Consider the following 17,339-nt stretch of genomic DNA (forward strand, 5'->3'; position numbering starts at 1 on the left):
TCGTTTTATCTCTGAATATCGCATTACGGATCTGAATGAAAAGATGTGAGCCTCGGCTGTAGGGGCACGGTTGTGCACGCGGAGAAATTTGCTTTTCGACGCCTCCCTCCGTTGCAATTTACCAGTTTGGCGTGTCTTGCTTTCCAAATTGTTCGCTTTGGAGTTCTGATTCCACAGGGCTTTTCCTGCTTGGATTTCCTAATGGAGGGGCGGGTGTGATTATGTCGTCGTCGGTAGAAAGCCTCCACCATGATGAGCCGATCATCGCCGTATTTGGTTCTGAAACATGATTTGCAGGAGATATGCGAGCAGAGACGAATGAGCCATTCTTAGGTATGGGTAAGCCAAGACTTTTAGCGATGTTCTGATGCTCTTGATATCCACCAAGAATGATAATTCCTTCATTCTGAAGCTTGCTGCGGGCACCTCCATTGCCTCGAACTCTTTTCATATAGTCTTTCTGTTGGGCAACAGTTTCAATTACACCACGAGGAATTTCTCGATTTTGTGCATATTTGAACAGATTATTTACCCTTTGCTGACCACTTTTGGGGGACATAATGAGATCTACAGTTTCGGGATCTAGATGAAGAAGGACATTTTCTGGAAGCGGTTCGTCTAGCCAGGCCCAGACAATTTGATCGCGTGCCGCACTTCGAATCGTTGTCTTAAGATCTCGATTTTTACCTTTGTTGAGAATCGTTTCGTCGACGTAAACGAAGCCCAACCTCCATGTCGATAGGATGTCGGAAGCATGACAGACCATAGCGTAGTTGCCAATCGTTTCAAGGGGAATTGTCCACCCGAAAGGGCTTTTCGAGTATTTGCAATCAACGTCGTACCCTTGAATCGAGAAGTCCATCTTTACGCCGTCGGTAATAAATCCATCAAATTCCCGACGGAGATTAATCTCAACAAGTGAGCCGATGTGTGCGGACTCGGTTTTGCTTAGGGAATCCGGACGGAATCTGCCGGTCGCGGCTCCGTTATATACGTAGTCGAATGCATCACGAAAAGCTCTTGCCGCTTTACGTCCGTCCGGATCTTGATTGCGAATTCCATCGGATAGATTTCGGCACACGTGTTGATGGTCCATGATATGGACAGTAGTCGAATCAGACTTTAGTTTTGGTTGAAGTAGGTACCCCTGCTGGTGTTGCAGCAGCTTGGCTTTCTTCGAGCGGAACTTTATTCAATGCGTTTTTTATCGATTGCCCAATTGCGTGAGCGACAGGTGGTGGGAAAGCGTTGCCCACTTGTCGCCATTGAGCAGTCTTGCGGCCCGCCCATTTCCAATGGTCTGGGAATCCTTGGATTGCGCCACCCATTTCTACTGTAAGACGGGGGAGATTGTCAGGATCATTAACGGGGAAATCTGCATCTGGAGCACTTTCAGCAATAGAGGTGCCCTTAATGCCCATCTGACGCCAAGCTTCCTTGGCTCGAGTTGGGCCAACATCGGGACCACCATGCTTTTTGGACCCACCAACGAGCGTCGGGGCCACTTTGTTTGCTTGCTTTGCCCACGCAGCTGCACCGGGCCATCCATTTTCTCCCATGAGGTCAAATAAAGCCTGGCCCACTGATTTTTGAACCTCAACTTTTTGGGGCCAGGAAAAATATGGTGCAAATTCCGGTTTCAGAGCTACAAGAATGAAACGAGGGCGTAGTTGGGGAACACCATAGTCAGATGCTTGAAGGAGCTCCCAGAATACGGAATAGCCTAGCTTTGTCAGTTGGGAAATCACTCCAGCACGATAATCATCAAAACGCTTTTGTCCGAGGCCTTTAACGTTCTCTAGGAGTACTGCACGTGGGTTGGCCTCTTCAATGATTCGAAGCGCCTCTGGGAAGAGATCACGTTCATCATCAGCCCCTAATTGGCGACCTGCAATGGAAAACGGAGGGCAAGGCACACCACCCGCAATGAGATCTACTTGATTGTGCCAAGGCGTTGCATCAAAGTCGTTGACGTCCATTTCGAGGACTGGCCATGGCCCATGCGGGCCATCTTGTCCTCGATTGTCTCGGAGGGTTTGTGCAGCCCAGTTATCAATCTCGACCACGGCAAGATGCGAAAAACCAGCTCGCTCGAGTCCTAATGCTTGGCCACCTGCGCCAGCGCAAATTTCGATGGAAGTAAGCGATTCGCCGTCGTTAGAGGGTGAAGTGGTCTTACTGCTGGATGTTGAAGTGAATGACGAAGTGTTCAGTGGAAGTTCCGTTTGGTGTATAAAGTTTGTCATTATCTAAAGTCCCAATCATATGTCTTTTGAATTGAACTTAGTAACCGAGTAAGACAAGTGAGTTTAGTTTTCGAATATTAATTCGAATTATAGCCTTAGTTTAGGGAGTTGGAAAGTCTGTAAAAGCAATGAAGTTTTAAAGGCGCTAGAAGGATGGAACGATCGTCGAAACTTTGAATCAGAAAGTTAATTCTAAATCACCCCACACTCCTGACTGTCACCATAAATCGTCGAGCTCGTCTTCCTAGAAATTCATCGGATGCAGATAAATTTAAGATTTCTCTAGACTCATATATGTCCGGGGTTCGGAGAACTCGACGAGAAGTAGAATCGGGGTGGCACTTGAGCAATGAGCAGACTAAGGGTGGTTAGGAGGAGCTGAACTCTGGAAAGGTTGGCGAAACCTGAGTCAAGTACGGTGATAAGACGGTCAGATAGTTCTATCGTTTGCTTAGTCAATCCGACATGATCCAGGATAGATGACATCCACACTAGGACACTTCCTACTTTCTTTATTGAAATTTGATAGGGACAGCCTTCATTGAAGCCAATTTTGGTCTTATTTAGCTATGTGTAAATTGAGACAAATAAGTGCTTCTTAATTCTTTGTTGAAGCTCGATGCGGAATTTCCCGCTCATGGCTGAAGTTTAAAAGGACTGACCCTGTCCGTGAGCAGACCTTTCCTGGTAACGGAAGATCGCACTCAGCATTGGTGAAAGATCATCAAATAGATTTTGCTATTCGACGCTTGGTGGCCTTGTCGACTTCGCGTACAAGCAGTGAGCCTGTTGTCTCCAATTCGCCGGCGTGGACAGACGAGATCGGAGGGAAGGGCCGTAGGGAAAAGTAATCGGGTGCAGCTATTCAAATTGCTGCACCCGATTGGATACTTTGTCGGTCGAGTGATGTGCACCGTAATCGGTACGGGTTCAGCAATTATTCAACGCTGCGATAGAACAGTGAACCATTCGGAAGCTTCAAGTTGGGAACCCAAATCGGAGAGGATGACCATCCTAAGCTCTGATCGATTCGATAAAGGGTGAGGACGGGGTCCAAGGTAATAGAGTCGCCCGATTTGCGGTCGTTTTCAGACAACAAGCTACCTGTCCCTTGCTTGACTTTTCTGCCTCTCCGAATGAACAACCAGCTTTGATCTGCAGAGTTCTGATTGAGGCGATCAGAAAGAATTCCGATAAACGCCTTCAACGGAAAATCATTGTGATCTGCTTCGAACTGTTTAAGAATCGCCGAAATTTGGTGAGTGCTTATTTTAAGATCTGCATCTTCTGGCGAAAATTTGTCAAGAATCTCATCCAAGTGCGCCATGTTTGGAACAACCGGATCCGTCGAAAAATAGTTGACTCCGCCTACAAGAGTCTTTAGGTAGTCGTTGTTTAGTACTGTACGCCGTGTGGGTCGGACGCTTGAGTCTAAATCAATGTTGATCTCGTCGATATTTGGATTGCTGGACAATTGACGTTTGATAGCTTCATTGCCTTTATGAACTTCATGAAAAGTTTTCAGCACATCTCCGGGCATAAAAACGCGGAGAAACTCTAGGCGTCGGTCGTATCCAAACATACGGGCATGCTGCCAGAGGGTATCAGCTTGGGGTGACTTGGTAGTTCTAGAGTAGAACACCGTTTGGAGCTTTGGAATCGTTAGCCCGCGACCAAGGGAATCGCCACCGATGACAATGTTAAAACCGGTCTTGAGTGCGTCTTCTTCACCTATTTTGTTATCGGAATTGACGATAACTGTAGAGACATTCGTGGTTTCCAGGAATCGATGGAGCGCGTCAATAATTTCATCAACAGATTTGTCACTTTGTGAGAGTGGCTGTAATTCTCTTAGCCAGATATTAGAGATGAGTTCTTTAGTTTCCTCGGTATCTAGAGTTTTCTTAAAATCAGTAATCGCATCCTGAACTCTCGAGGCTGCATCCTCATGAGCTTCTCGCTGGCGACTCGTGTGGATAAGCATATTGCAACCTTCGTCACCAAGATCTTTGAGCAATGCAGATGTGATAAGAAAAGTAACTATCGCATCATTAAGCGTATTGTTCTCGGAATGTTCACCCGAGGAAAACCCTCGGACATTTGGATTAGGGATCTCGTCGAAAAGCTGCGATCCTCCGATGTAGCTCTGTCCAGGTCCGAAAGATAAAATTGAGTCCGGGCGCCAACCATCTAGTTTTGCTTGTAAAAGATTTGCCTGAGGGGTGCCGGTAACCTGCAGATAGATGCAGGATGGGGCGAAATTTCGGATTTCTGTAAGAACTTTGTTGATTGCTGTTTGTTGACCTTGATTCACTTTCGCGTTAAGACTTGCAGCATCGGCCTCATCGTCGATGATCAGTAGCGGCTTACCGTGGATTGCATCGGTGTTACTGAAGACCTTCTTCCAGCGTTCAAGAACAGACTTATTTTTGTTTAGGACGACCAGAACTGGTTGGTCATTCTTGTGATTTTTTACCGTACTGCGAAAACGGAATTCATCGTTGCCGTTGCAGACCGAAGCTGCAGGAAATGCACCAAGAATCCGCTCGAAGGTTTGGTCGACAAGTCGGGTATTGTCCGAAGTCAGAAAGAGTGCAAAGCGGATTCCCTCATCAAAGGCACGTCCAATGATTCCTAAAACATGGGAGGTTTTACCACTTTGAACGTCACCGTACATGAGGCATTGGCGGAATGACACCCAGTCAAAGGTATCTAGGATTTGCTCCGAGAATGTATCAGTTGTTTCACTGATCGCCTTTGCGTAAGCAGGCTGGTCGATCTGCGAAATATAACGATCAAAATACTCTGTACTAGTCATTTGTTACTCCTGGCCGAAAGTCCATTACCCATCGATTAGTCTCTTCAAAAAACAGCAAGTCAACAGTAGAGCGACCATATTTCTGCAATATTTCGGCAGTTACCTTTTGTCCTGGTTTGAGTAGACCGTTCGCTTCTAAATGTCCTTTCAAATATGCCCCAAGAATTGAGAGGGAGCCAGACGAACGGAGGTTTTTATTCCCATCTTGTCCATTGACATTACATTTGAATTTGAACCCGTTGTCGGTAATTACATCGAACTCAGCATTGTTTTGGGGATAGTTCTTGTTCCGTGTGATTGCAGTACCCGGCATTAACTCTGCTTCATACCAAGGGCGTGCCAAAATTCGGCCGGTACCCTTGGCTTTGCGTCCTTTTCCGAAAAACACATTTAAATGGCTTTTATCGGTATCTTTAATGCGAATCGAGAATTTGTATTTGGGTTTTAGTTGTTCTGCTAGCTCAAATGGGGTAGCCTCATCAGTTTTCTCAACCTCATCAATTTTCTCCAGTGGAGATTTGAGATCGCGGTTTGTAGGCGTGATCTCAAGTTCCTGAAGTGGGGTACCCAGCTTGAAAAGAGTTGACTGCATGTAATCGATGATTGGACGGCTACCGTCAGAAACCAGAACTCCGGCTTCGTAGGTTGAGGAATAGCTTGGTGAAATCGCACTGAGGTTTCCACTACCTACATATACGCATTCGTTCTGAGATTCAGCACCGAAGGAGTAGAGCTTCCCGTGATAATGAACACGCGTGGAGATAAGTACTTTCCCAAGATTGTCTTGGCGGAGTCTTTGCTCAAGAGCTCTTAAAGCTGATAACTGGGGTACAGTAAAACCCTCGAAATATTGCATTCCAACTAAAAGATTTAGGTGGACATCGGAATTCTTTTCTACATATGTAGCAAGTTCGACAAGCGAAGCTGCATCCACGTATCCAACCGCAATATCCAGCCGGTCAGTTTGATCGGCTAGTGTCCAAAACCTTTCCCGGAATGGTTTGAAAGGAGACTTGGGATTGGGAGAATCTGCAATTAATTCGAGGGGCATGATTAATCTACTTCCATCTCAGCATCTTTGATTCGTTCCGCGATAGACATTGCTTGGAGGCGTTCAACCTCGGCTGTTAGGTCTACCGGAGTGTAATCGCCGGTGAATACCTTCATTAATCTTTCTGCTAAGGCCTGAACACCACGTGGAGGTACTGCATTTCCAATCTGCCTACGCACCTCTGTGGGGGAGCCTATGAACTCATAGGTATCTGGGAACGATTGGAGTCGAGCACGTTCACGGTTGGTTAGAGCGCGGGGTTCTGGGTAGTGATAACCCCAAGTTCCTCCACCACCTGCAGCGATAATGGTTTTCGCAGGTTCGTTGCGGTGGATCCGTCGGTAAACGTGGCTAATCATTCCTTTTACATACAATTCGTGATCCTTTGGAATGTCAGTGAAGTTGCCACCCTCTGGAATTAAGTCGATGATTTTTCGAGTCCTAGGCATTTGTTTGTGGTGTTCATTGTTGAATGGAACTTTCTCGACACCTTCGAGCGCTTCACCAGCGGTAACGTACGGGGTTCCTTCGCTGCGAGGACCGTGGGTTGGCTTTGGGTGTTTAAAGTTGAATCCGGTGTCGAGGCGAACGCCAACGATTAACACACGCTCACGGAACTGAGGGACACCGTACTCTGCAAAGTTGTATAGGCGTGGTTTAACCAAGTATCCAGGTGCTACGGCTTCGAGATCTTCGACGATCGTTTTGATCGCCATTTTTTTATTAGCTGTTAGTAGTCCTTTGACGTTTTCTGCGACAAATACCTTTGGCTGTTTAGCGGCAACAAAGTCACGGAAGTTTTTGTAGAGACCTCCGCGTTCTCCATCGAGACCTGGACGCTTCCAAATGACGGAGAAGTCTTGGCAAGGGAAACCGCCAGTTACAACATCTGCGTCCGGGATTGACTCATCCGTGAATGGATCAATCTTGGTGATGTCTTCGTGAACGATATGATCCCCGAGATTGTGTCGATATGATTCGCACGCTAACTCATTAAAATCATTTGCCCATACAGTTTCAAAGCCTTCGGCTTCGAAGCCGATGTCAAGGCCACCACATCCGGTGAATGTGGATACAACTTTTGGCTTGCTACTCATGAACGCAAATACTCCTTCGAGAGGTCAAAAGACCCTCGTATAAAAAACTCGGATATTGATGCACACCTTATGCAGAGGGGTGGACATCAACTATAAACAAATTAGAAAACTTGTTTGATTTTGGGGTGAGGGGATGGGTTTAACCCATGCTTCGCTCAAGACTTTCAAGTCTAAAGCATTCAAGTAATATTCCCTGATTCAGCCTGCGCTGCAACAACTTCAGTGCAGAATGAATTGTGCTATCGAGTTTGAGAAATTAAAAATGGCTGGAACGTTTTGTTCCAGCCATAAATTGCGAAGTTAAACCCGTCGCGGATCTAACTCTTCATAGTTAAGCGGGGCTATTGCTCTGGGGCGACCCGTTACGAAGTAAAGAATCGTCATTAGGATTAAGAATCCGATGCCCACGGCTAGTGGGAGATGGTAGTTGCTGTACCAGACCATGATGCCGAAGGTGAAGGCGATAAAGAGGATCGCAAAGTACTGTCCGAAGGGGTAGAAGGGGACAGGGAACTTTAGGGACTTGACCTCGTTGGCAGGCATCTTTCGGCGGGATCCTACTTGTGCGAGCAGAATCATTAGCCACACGTAGACGGTTGCGAAGGTGGCTAGGGAAGCGACGATCTCAAAGACGCGCTCGGGAAGTACAGCGTTGAGGATAACTCCCACGATCAAGACGATGATCATGATGGCGGTGGTCATGACTGGAACACCGTTTTTGGCAATCTTGCCCATGGCTTGAGGTGCAAGGTTTTCCTTGGCTAGGCCGGTGAGGACGCGGCCGGCACCGAAGAGGTCAGCATTGATAGCGGACAGCGCTGCGGTAATGACCACGAGGTTAAGTAACCCAGCTGCCCAGTTGACGCCGAGGGTGTCAAAGATCTGGACGAAGGGGGATTCCTCACCGGTGATGGCAGGCCAAGGGTTAAGAGCCAAGATGACCAGGATCGCACCAACATAGAACAGCAAGATGCGCAGTGGGACGGTGTTTACGGCCTTGGGGATGGACTTTTCTGGATCTTCAGCTTCTGAACCTGCAACACCGATGATTTCAGTACCACCGAATGCGAATAGAACAAGGATGAAGGCGGCGATCATGCCTTCGACACCATTGGGGAAAAATCCTCCGTGGTCCCACAGATTGGATACGCCAGCTACCTCGGAGTTAGTACCAAGGCCGAAAGCAAGAATCGCTGCGCCACCGACGATCATCGCAATAACAGCCGTGACTTTGATGATGGTGAAAACAAACTCAAGCTCGCCGAACCAGCGAACTGATGCAAGGTTTGCACCACCAACGATCAGAAGGGTTGCAGCGACCCAGACCCATTGTGGTGTGCCAGGGAACCAGAAGCCCATATAGATGCCGATGGCGGTGAGATCGGCAAGGCAAACGATAAGCATCTCAAACGCGAACATCCAGCCGGTGATGTATCCGGCCCAGCCACCTAGGTGCGCGCGAGTGTAAACAGCAAAGGAACCACGGACAGGGTGGTGCACTGCCATTTCGCCCAAAGCACGCAGCATGAAGTACACCACGGCACCACCGAGAAGGTAGACCAGAAGTACTGATGGACCAGCTGCTTGGATTGCACCTGCAGAACCGTAAAACAGGCCAGTGCCGATTGCGGAACCAAGTGCAATGAAGTGAATGTGTCTCGCCCGCAATCCTTTAAACGATCGGGTTGGGGCAGGGGAAGCATTCATCGAGATGCTGACCTCTTTTCGGGTGATTGGCGGGACATTTTTAACGCAGATCACCTTACTCTGACCTTTGGAAAAACTATGTGTCGGTGCAGAGTTTAAAGACTCAAAGTCTAAATTTGGTGGCGCGTGTCACTGGAAACGAGGCGAAAAGGGGTGGAAGGGGGCGTCGAAAAGCATTTTTTGAGACATATATGTGAGGACCGTCCCATTTTCCCTGCCTGCCTGGATGGGCAGGCGTGGTGGGAGCGGAAACGCGTATGGAGTTTCGCTGAATTTTAGCGTAACTTAAAGGAACAATGAGTAATACCGAGAACGTCAACGGCGACGTAGAACAGCCGAATAACGTCATTTCGTCGGAATCTCAGGAAACCCCGCAGGGTGACTCAGCATCAGCTGACTTCGCTCTCGAGACCCCAACCAACAATGTTGAAGATGCATCTGCATCTAAGGGTAGCGAAGAGATCACCAGGGTTGCGGAAACTTCTGAGGACGCCGACTCTGCACAAGCAGACAACGCGAGCAATGTAATCAATGAGAATGAGGACTCCTCGGAAGGCGATAACCAGCCTTCAACCGAGTCATCCTCTACGGAAGCCAAGTCCGGCTTCGATGTACTCGGACTGCCAGAGCGTGTATTAAACGCTGTGCGCAAGGTGGGTTACGAAACTCCTTCCCCAATTCAGGCACAAACCATCCCGATCCTCATGGAGGGCCAGGATGTTGTTGGTCTAGCACAGACCGGTACCGGTAAGACCGCAGCTTTCGCGCTGCCAATCCTTTCCCGTATTGACAAGTCCGTGCGCAGCCCACAGGCACTTGTGCTTGCCCCTACCCGCGAGCTAGCACTTCAGGTTGCTGACTCCTTCCAATCTTTCGCTGACCACGTCGGAGGCCTTAACGTCCTGCCAATCTATGGTGGACAGGCTTACGGCATTCAGCTTTCTGGCCTGCGTCGCGGCGCTCACATCGTTGTGGGCACCCCAGGCCGTATCATCGACCACTTGGAAAAGGGCTCACTGGATATCTCCGGTCTGCGTTTCCTCGTACTCGATGAAGCAGATGAGATGCTGAATATGGGCTTCCAAGAAGATGTCGAGCGCATCCTCGAAGACACCCCAGAAGAAAAGCAGGTTGCACTGTTCTCCGCAACGATGCCAAACGGTATTCGTCGCCTCTCCAAGCAGTACCTCAACAACCCAGCTGAAATCACCGTTAAGTCCGAAACCAGGACTAACACCAACATCACCCAGCGATTCCTGTCTGTTGCACACCGCAACAAGATGGATGCACTGACCCGCATCCTCGAAGTCACCGAGTTCGAAGCAATGATCATGTTCGTGCGCACCAAGCACGAAACTGAAGAAGTTGCTGAAAAGCTTCGTGCACGCGGATTCTCCGCAGCAGCAATCAACGGCGACATTGCTCAGGCACAGCGTGAGCGCACCGTTGACCAGCTCAAGGATGGCCGCCTGGACATTCTTGTTGCTACCGACGTTGCAGCCCGTGGCCTCGACGTTGAGCGCATCTCCCACGTGCTTAACTACGACATTCCAAACGATACCGAGTCTTACGTTCACCGCATTGGCCGTACCGGCCGTGCAGGACGTACCGGCGAGGCAATCCTGTTTGTCACCCCACGTGAGCGCCGTATGCTCCGCTCCATCGAGCGCGCAACCAACGCACCACTGCACGAAATGGATCTGCCAACCGTTGATCAGGTCAACGACTTCCGCAAGGTTAAGTTCGCTGACTCCATCACCAAGTCCCTAGAGGATAAGCAGATCGACCTGTTCCGCAGCTTGGTCAAGGAATACTCCCAGACCAACGATGTTCCACTTGAGGACATTGCAGCGGCACTAGCAACTCAGGCACAGTCCGGTGACTTCCTGCTCAAGGAGCTCCCACCAGAGCGCCGTGAGCGCAACGATCGCCGCCGTGACCGTGACTTTGATGATCGTGGCGACCGCGGAGGACGTGGACGCGACCGTGGAGATCGTGGCTCCCGCTTCGACCGTGACGATGAGAACCTGGCAACCTACCGCCTCGCAGTAGGCAAGCGTCAGCACATCCGCCCAGGTGCCATCGTTGGTGCACTGGCCAACGAAGGTGGACTCAATTCCAAGGACTTCGGCCGCATCACCATCGCTGCTGATCACACCCTGGTTGAGCTGCCAAAGGACCTCCCACAAAGCGTTCTTGACAACCTGCGCGATACCCGCATCTCCGGCCAATTGATCAACATCGAACGCGACTCCGGTGGACGCCCACCACGCCGCTTCGAGCGTGATGATCGTGGCGGACGCGGAGGTTTCCGTGGACGTGACCGTGATGATCGTGGCGGACGCGGAGGTTTCCGCGGACGTGACCGTGATGATCGTGGTGGACGCGGTGGATTCCGTGGACGCGATCGCGATGACCGTGGAGATCGCGGCGATCGTGGTGGCCGTGGCGGCTACCGTGGTGGACGCGACTAATTTCCAGATCTAGGATCTTAGGCTTGAGAAAGTGAGATCCTCATTGGATGGCTGGCTGTAATGCTAGTGATACCAGTGATGCTAAAAAATCCGTTGCTCTTATTTATGAGAGTGGCGGATTTTTTTGTATCTAGAAGGGGGGAAGAGTGCAAGCCGTCATGTGGTTTTTAAGGAGCCGTGGTAAAAAACATGAAGCGGCTTCATGAGATTCGTAAAGCACCAAATAGCACCAGAGTCCACACGTTCTAATTTCACCCAGACATTGAACTCGACGCGAACACCGGAAAGAATTTCGCGTGGTGATCAACTCGAATTTGGCCATTGCGCTGTACTTGCAAGGAAATTCATACAAAACCATTCAATCCAGATGCTGTAATGCGCACGTTACGATCTTCGAATCGTATTTAAGTATTTGACCGAGTTTGATCCGCGCTTTCTTCAAAGCTCAAAATTCTAAACAGCGATTCCGGGTATCCGGTACCGCAAAATTCACCCCCGCAACTTGAAACTAACATCGCATACAACGAGAAGTTCTGGTATCGATCACCAGAAAATGCGCACCCATAGAACGGATGAGCATATATTTCTCTCTTAAACCGAAGCAACATGCTATTACTTGGCTGCTTGCAGCACTTCTGCATCAGAGATTACAGCATCTGAAATTGTAGTCAGAGCCTCATCACTAGTCATGCGACCGACACCTCTCATGTGCGAGCCGTCCAACACAGCAGGAAACTACCCCCGGTACCCGATACCCGGAGTCCCGGTACCCGATACCCGGAATGGCGGTACCACGTAGCCGAATTCAATGTAAGTGGTCCGAAGCAACTTTCGGTGTTTCTTCCTAATTGATGCTGGGGTGGGTACTGCATCATGATGCCCACTTACTTGCTTCACGATCGTTACCGTGCAAGTTCAAATTGGGAGACTAGATGCTCGTCAGTGGTGCAGTAGCAGGGGAACTATTGTGCTCTAAGGCTGGTGATTTCCGGTAGTGGGATTTTGGAAATTGCGCCAGCTTCATCGGCGGGTACACCAACCATACGAAGCATTGATGCGGCATACATTTCGTCCATGTTCTCAGCGGAATTTTGGTCTACAGAAAGTGCCATGTTAATTGCCGCGATAAGCGACCCGAAAGTGCAAGTGGTTGCTAGGTCAACGTCCTCAATGGTGAATCTTCCTGTATCAATTCCGAGGAGCAGGTCTCTGCGGGCACATGGACCCAGGACGCGCATGAGGATGGGATGTGCGGCGCCCATTTGGACTAAAAGGCCTCCCCATATTCGGTCATGCAATGAATATTGCACTAGGTGTCGAAGAGAGCATGCGAAGAGTTCTGCAGGGTCTTCCAGGGTATTTAGTGACTGGTCAAGGGCTGAACCAACAGTTTCAAAGGCGTCTTCAGCAACGGCCTGTAAGAGCTGGTCTCGGTCGATGAAGTAGTTGTAAAAAGTACCCGTACCTACGTTTGCGCCTTCGGTAATCTCCGCGATTCCTACATTGTCTACTCCTCGTTCTGCCATGAGTGTGCGGGCAGAATCTATCAAGCGTGAGCGGGTTTGTTCCCGCTTGAGAGCGCGACGACCAATGGGGGCTTGGGTGTTGCTCTGGTCCGTTGAAGCATCGTTTGGCTTGGAAGAGGTGGGCATAGGAAAACCTTAATTGATCTGCGGTGATGGAATGAAAAGGGGGTAAATCGGGGGTGTTAATAAACATGAATCCTTGTTCAGATATGAATACTGATTCATAATGTGACCTAGCTAATGTTGTCCAGCTCACTCAATCTGAAGGGGTAGAACCCATGTCACTTAATGAATTTGATACCGATGTCTGCATCGTCGGTGGAGGTCCGACCGGAACCCTGCTCGCTGTTTTGCTCGGCCAAAAGGGCCATCGCGTCACCATCTTGGAAAAATGGCCTACTTTTTACGAGCGTCCACGAGCTGTCACCTTCGATCATGAAATTGCACGCATTCTTGGCTACATCGGTGTCGATGCAGAAAATGATGAGGCAATTGACTATCACACAGACAGCTATGACTGGAAGAACGCAGCAGGAGAGACCCTCTTGGAGGTTGACTGGACTTCCATGACAGATTCCGGATGGCGCACACGCTACTGGTTTTACCAGCCAGAATTGGAAAAGCGCCTGCGTGATCTGGCCCTGAGTATGGATTCGGTGGAGATTCGTTGTGGATTTACCGCTGTTGGTCTTACCCAAGACGAGGATTCCGCCACGATCCATGGAGTTATCACTGATAACCCTGAAGACATTCCGGCAGATGCACCGCGTGAAGATATCCGAGCACGCTACGTTGTCGGTGCGGATGGCGCGAACAGCTTCGTGCGCAACACTCTTGGCCTAGAAATGAACGATCTTGGATACTTCTTCGATTGGTTGATCCTGGATCTCAAGCCAACCCAGAAAATCGACTACGGAATTGCGCACTGGCAGCTGTGTGATCCGAAGCGTCCAACCACAATTGTTCCTGGAGGTCCGGGGCGTCGTCGTTGGGAGTTCATGGCGTTGCCTGGTGAAGATCTGAACCAGCTGGCTTCCGAGGAAAGCGCGTGGAAGCTGCTAGAGCCATGGGACGTTACCCCAGAAAAGGCCATCTTGGAACGTTCCGCTGTGTATCGCTTCCAAGCTCGTTGGGCTCAGGAATGGCGTTCAGGTCGAGCGTTGATTGCTGGCGATGCTGCTCACCTCATGCCACCTTTCGCGGGCGAAGGTATGTGTGCTGGACTTCGTGATTCTTTGGCACTTGCCTGGCGCCTTGATTTGGTTCTTGGCGGAAAAGCTGATGATGCTTTACTTGATACGTATGGTGAAGAACGTCGTGAGCATGTTCATTACTACATCGATTTCTCCATGGAGCTCGGCAATGTCATTTGCATTGCTGATGAAAAAGAAGCACGCTTGCGCGATGAACGCATGATTGAGGAGCTGAAGTCCAAAGACGGGGTTCCAGTTAACACCGACGTTGCGCACCTGGGTCCTGGCGTGTGGATTAAGGAATCCGCACACGGCGGTGAGCTTGCCAAGCAGGGCATTGTGGAATACAAGGGGCAAAAAGCGCGTTTCGACGACGCCGTCGGCCGCGGCTGGACCGTTCTAGGCCTCAACATTGATCCACGCACGATCCTTAATGAGGCCTCCCTTGCAACTTTGGAGTCCATCGGAGCAATCGTGGAATCTGTCGGTGACTCCGAATCTGCAGTGGTAGATACTGAGGGACTTTATTCTCGATGGATTGGTGAAGCCGGAGCACAGTTTATTATCACCCGCCCTGATTTTTACGTGTACTCCACCGCGGCAGACGCAGAGGAATTGCAGCAACAGATTGCTCGACTGTCAGATTTACTCCACCTCAATTCAACTGTTAACGCATAGGAGTTCGTAGATGTCTTTAACTTTTGATCATGAAACACTAGGCCAACGAGTTCTCTTTGGTTCTGGTCTTGCAGCAGAAAACCTTGCTGCTGAAGTAAAGCGTTTGCACGCACACAATGTCATGGTTGTAGTCGGCGAGTTTGAGCTACCCATGGCTAAAGAAGTAGCTGCCAATATCGATGTAAAGGTATGGCATTCCAATGTGGTGATGCATGTGCCGATTGAAACTGCTGAGGAAGCTAGACAAGTAGCAACAGAAAACGATATTGATGTTGTTGTATCAATTGGTGGTGGATCAACCACAGGACTTGCCAAAGCAATTGCTATGACCACCGCACTCCCGATCATTGCGGTGCCCACCACCTAGGCTGGTTCTGAAGCAACCAATGTGTGGGGTCTAACTGAGGCGGCACGCAAAACCACGGGCGTAGATAATAAGGTGTTGCCCACAACTGTTATCTATGATTCCGCATTGACCATGTCTTTGCCTGTGGATATGTCTGTAGCTTCTGGTCTTAACGGTTTGGCGCATTGCATTGATTCGCTGTGGGGTCCTAAAGCTGATCCCATCAATGCAGCAATGGCTGCTGAAGGCATTAGGGCACTATCAGCAGGATTACCTAAGATCGTCAACAATGCTGAAGATGTCAGCGGACGAGACGAAGCACTGTACGGCGCATATCTGGCGGCAGTGTCCTTTGCTTCTGCTGGCTCGGGTCTTCACCACAAGATCTGCCATGTGCTTGGTGGCACTTACAATCTGCCTCACGCACAAACACATGCCACCGTCTTGCCATACGTTCTTGCTTTTAATGCACCTTTTGCTCCAGAAGCAGAACAACGAGCAGCAGCCGCTTTTGGATCAGAGACCGCACTGGGTGGATTGCAACGACTGCGCGAGCAAGTTTCAGCACCTCAACGCCTTTCTGATTATGGATTTACTGCAGACAATATCCCAGAAGCCGTATCGATCATTCTGGAAAAAGTCCCTGCCAATAACCCGCGCGACGTCACTGAAGCTAATCTCACAGCGCTTCTTAACGCAGCGCTTAATGGCGATGACCCAGCAACCTTAAGTGAAGGAAAGTAATATGTCCACCACAGAAATGGCTATTTCAGCACAGCAACAAGCTGTTGAAGAAGACCTGGTAGAGCGCGTACTTAGCTCCTTTGACAACTGTGAAAATCCACGCCTGAAGCAGATCATGAAGTCGCTTACCGTACATCTTCACGATTTCATCCGTGATGTGCGCCTTACTGAAGAAGAATGGAACTACGCCATCGATTTCTTGACCAAAGTTGGGCACATCACTGATGATAAGCGCCAGGAATTCGTACTTTTGTCTGACACCTTGGGTGCCTCCATGCAGACCATTGCAGTCAACAATGAGGCTTATGAAGATGCCACGGAAGCAACCGTGTTTGGTCCATTTTTTGTTGATGATGCACCACTGGTGGAAAACGGTGGTGATATTTCCTTCGGTGCTCCAGGGCAACCCGCGTGGATTGAAGGAACAGTGAAAGATACCGACGGCAATCCGATTCCAAACGCACGTATTGAGGTGTGGGAATGTGATGAGGATGGTCTTTATGATGTGCAGTACGCAGATGAACGCAGTGCTGGACGTGCACATCTATATTCAGATGAAAACGGTGAATACCGATTCTGGGGTCTGACTCCAGTGCCGTATCCCATCCCGCACGACGGCCCAGTCGGCCAGATGCTGCAAGCAGTAGGACGTTCCCCAGTTCGCTGTGCCCACCTGCACTTTATGGTGACAGCACCTGAAAAACGTACGTTGGTGACACACATTTTCGTTGAAGGTGCCCCACAATTAGCAATCGGCGACTCGGTCTTTGGTGTCAAGGATTCCTTGATCAAGAAGTTTGATGAACAGCCTCGTGGAAGCGTGACCCCAGATGGTCGCGATCTAGGTGAAAAAACCTGGACACGTGCACGTTTCGATATCGTCTTAGCTCCTGGCAACGCTTAAGAAGTAAATTAAAAAACCACCAAGATGAATCTTGGTGGTTTTTGGGTTAAGCGGGTTTAGATGAACATCAAAATTGCGATGATCACCCAGAGCAGCGCCCAAATTCCGCCGAACATGGACAGCTGGCTCTTGGCCTTGTCCCAGTTGGCAACTTCGTAGGTCTTTGCTGCTTGCTCATCGTCTTCAAGGAGACCAAGGGCACCCATCATCTTCTTCTGACGTGGGAAGATAACAAAGAGAAGCAGAGCCCACGTGATAACACTCAAGGCGATTGCTGCGTGGAACTGGCCCTCGGACTTGTAGAAGGACCAATCAAGAAGCATGATGGCGATACCCAGCAAAGGCACAAGCAGGGAGAGCATGCCGTAGCTCTGTGAAATCTTGAACAGTGTCTTTGCAGAACCAGCGGCTTGGGTGTTGCCGTTGTGGGCGTCATATGCACGGACGTGGAACTGAGAGTTTGCTACTGTTGCCGGTCCTAAAAAGAGGATGGCGGCAATAGCATGAATTGCGATCATGATGGTGGTCACGGGCTGGTGGACCTTTCAATTATGG

General features: G+C 49.6%; 11 protein-coding genes and 1 pseudogene. 4 read left to right on the forward strand and 8 right to left on the reverse strand.

Annotation, left to right across the window (positions count from 1 at the left end; all coding sequences use genetic code 11):
• Nucleotides 1-118: 118 nt before the first annotated feature.
• From N24_RS06450 to N24_RS06475, 6 genes are all read right to left on the reverse strand, one after another.
• Nucleotides 119-1,096, reverse strand: a complete 978-nt coding sequence (locus tag N24_RS06450; RefSeq protein WP_096455360.1) for a NaeI family type II restriction endonuclease — start codon at nucleotides 1,094-1,096, stop codon at nucleotides 119-121.
• A gap of 19 nt (nucleotides 1,097-1,115) precedes the next feature.
• Nucleotides 1,116-2,246 (reverse strand): DNA cytosine methyltransferase, encoded by a 1,131-nt coding sequence (locus N24_RS06455; RefSeq protein ID WP_096455362.1) that lies wholly within the window; start codon nucleotides 2,244-2,246, stop codon nucleotides 1,116-1,118.
• Nucleotides 2,247-3,183: 937 nt separating this feature from the next.
• Nucleotides 3,184-5,064: a Z1 domain-containing protein gene (locus N24_RS06460; RefSeq protein ID WP_096455364.1), complete on the reverse strand. Its 1,881-nt coding sequence runs from the start codon at nucleotides 5,062-5,064 to the stop codon at nucleotides 3,184-3,186.
• Nucleotides 5,057-6,115 (reverse strand): restriction endonuclease PLD domain-containing protein, encoded by a 1,059-nt coding sequence (locus N24_RS06465; RefSeq protein ID WP_096455366.1) that lies wholly within the window; start codon nucleotides 6,113-6,115, stop codon nucleotides 5,057-5,059. The genes N24_RS06460 and N24_RS06465 overlap by 8 nt, the downstream gene beginning before the upstream one ends.
• A 2-nt stretch (nucleotides 6,116-6,117) precedes the next feature.
• Nucleotides 6,118-7,212 carry a DNA cytosine methyltransferase gene (locus tag N24_RS06470; RefSeq protein ID WP_096455368.1) on the reverse strand — a complete coding sequence of 365 codons (1,095 nt, stop codon included), beginning with the start codon at nucleotides 7,210-7,212 and terminating at the stop codon, nucleotides 6,118-6,120.
• 300 nt (nucleotides 7,213-7,512) lie between these two features.
• Complete coding sequence (locus N24_RS06475; protein ID WP_096455370.1) at nucleotides 7,513-8,919, reverse strand: amino acid permease; 1,407 nt, start codon at nucleotides 8,917-8,919, stop codon at nucleotides 7,513-7,515.
• A 296-nt stretch (nucleotides 8,920-9,215) separates the two neighbouring features.
• Between N24_RS06475 and N24_RS06480 the strand changes: the two genes are divergently transcribed.
• Nucleotides 9,216-11,393 (forward strand): DEAD/DEAH box helicase, encoded by a 2,178-nt coding sequence (locus tag N24_RS06480; RefSeq protein WP_096455372.1) that lies wholly within the window; start codon nucleotides 9,216-9,218, stop codon nucleotides 11,391-11,393.
• 962 nt (nucleotides 11,394-12,355) lie between these two features.
• Here N24_RS06480 and N24_RS06485 read toward each other — a convergent pair.
• Entirely contained in the window at nucleotides 12,356-13,045 is a 690-nt protein-coding gene (locus tag N24_RS06485; RefSeq protein WP_096455374.1) for a TetR/AcrR family transcriptional regulator, read from the reverse strand.
• A gap of 152 nt (nucleotides 13,046-13,197) precedes the next feature.
• On the opposite strand from N24_RS06485, the gene mhpA reads away from it, so the two are divergent.
• From mhpA to N24_RS06500, 3 genes and pseudogenes are all read left to right on the forward strand, one after another.
• Complete coding sequence (gene mhpA, locus N24_RS06490) at nucleotides 13,198-14,790, forward strand: bifunctional 3-(3-hydroxy-phenyl)propionate/3-hydroxycinnamic acid hydroxylase MhpA (protein WP_096455376.1); 1,593 nt, start codon at nucleotides 13,198-13,200, stop codon at nucleotides 14,788-14,790.
• A 10-nt stretch (nucleotides 14,791-14,800) separates the two neighbouring features.
• Nucleotides 14,801-15,880, forward strand: a pseudogene (locus N24_RS06495) (maleylacetate reductase).
• A gap of 16 nt (nucleotides 15,881-15,896) precedes the next feature.
• Entirely contained in the window at nucleotides 15,897-16,784 is an 888-nt protein-coding gene (locus tag N24_RS06500) for a dioxygenase family protein (RefSeq protein ID WP_096459861.1), read from the forward strand.
• A gap of 56 nt (nucleotides 16,785-16,840) precedes the next feature.
• Here the strand turns inward: N24_RS06500 and N24_RS06505 are convergent, their stop codons facing one another.
• Nucleotides 16,841-17,314: a DUF2269 domain-containing protein gene (locus tag N24_RS06505; RefSeq protein WP_096455378.1), complete on the reverse strand. Its 474-nt coding sequence runs from the start codon at nucleotides 17,312-17,314 to the stop codon at nucleotides 16,841-16,843.
• Nucleotides 17,315-17,339: the final 25 nt, after the last annotated feature.

The sequence above is a fragment of the Corynebacterium suranareeae genome (assembly GCF_002355155.1).
Taxonomy (GTDB): Bacteria; Actinomycetota; Actinomycetes; order Mycobacteriales; family Mycobacteriaceae; genus Corynebacterium; species Corynebacterium suranareeae.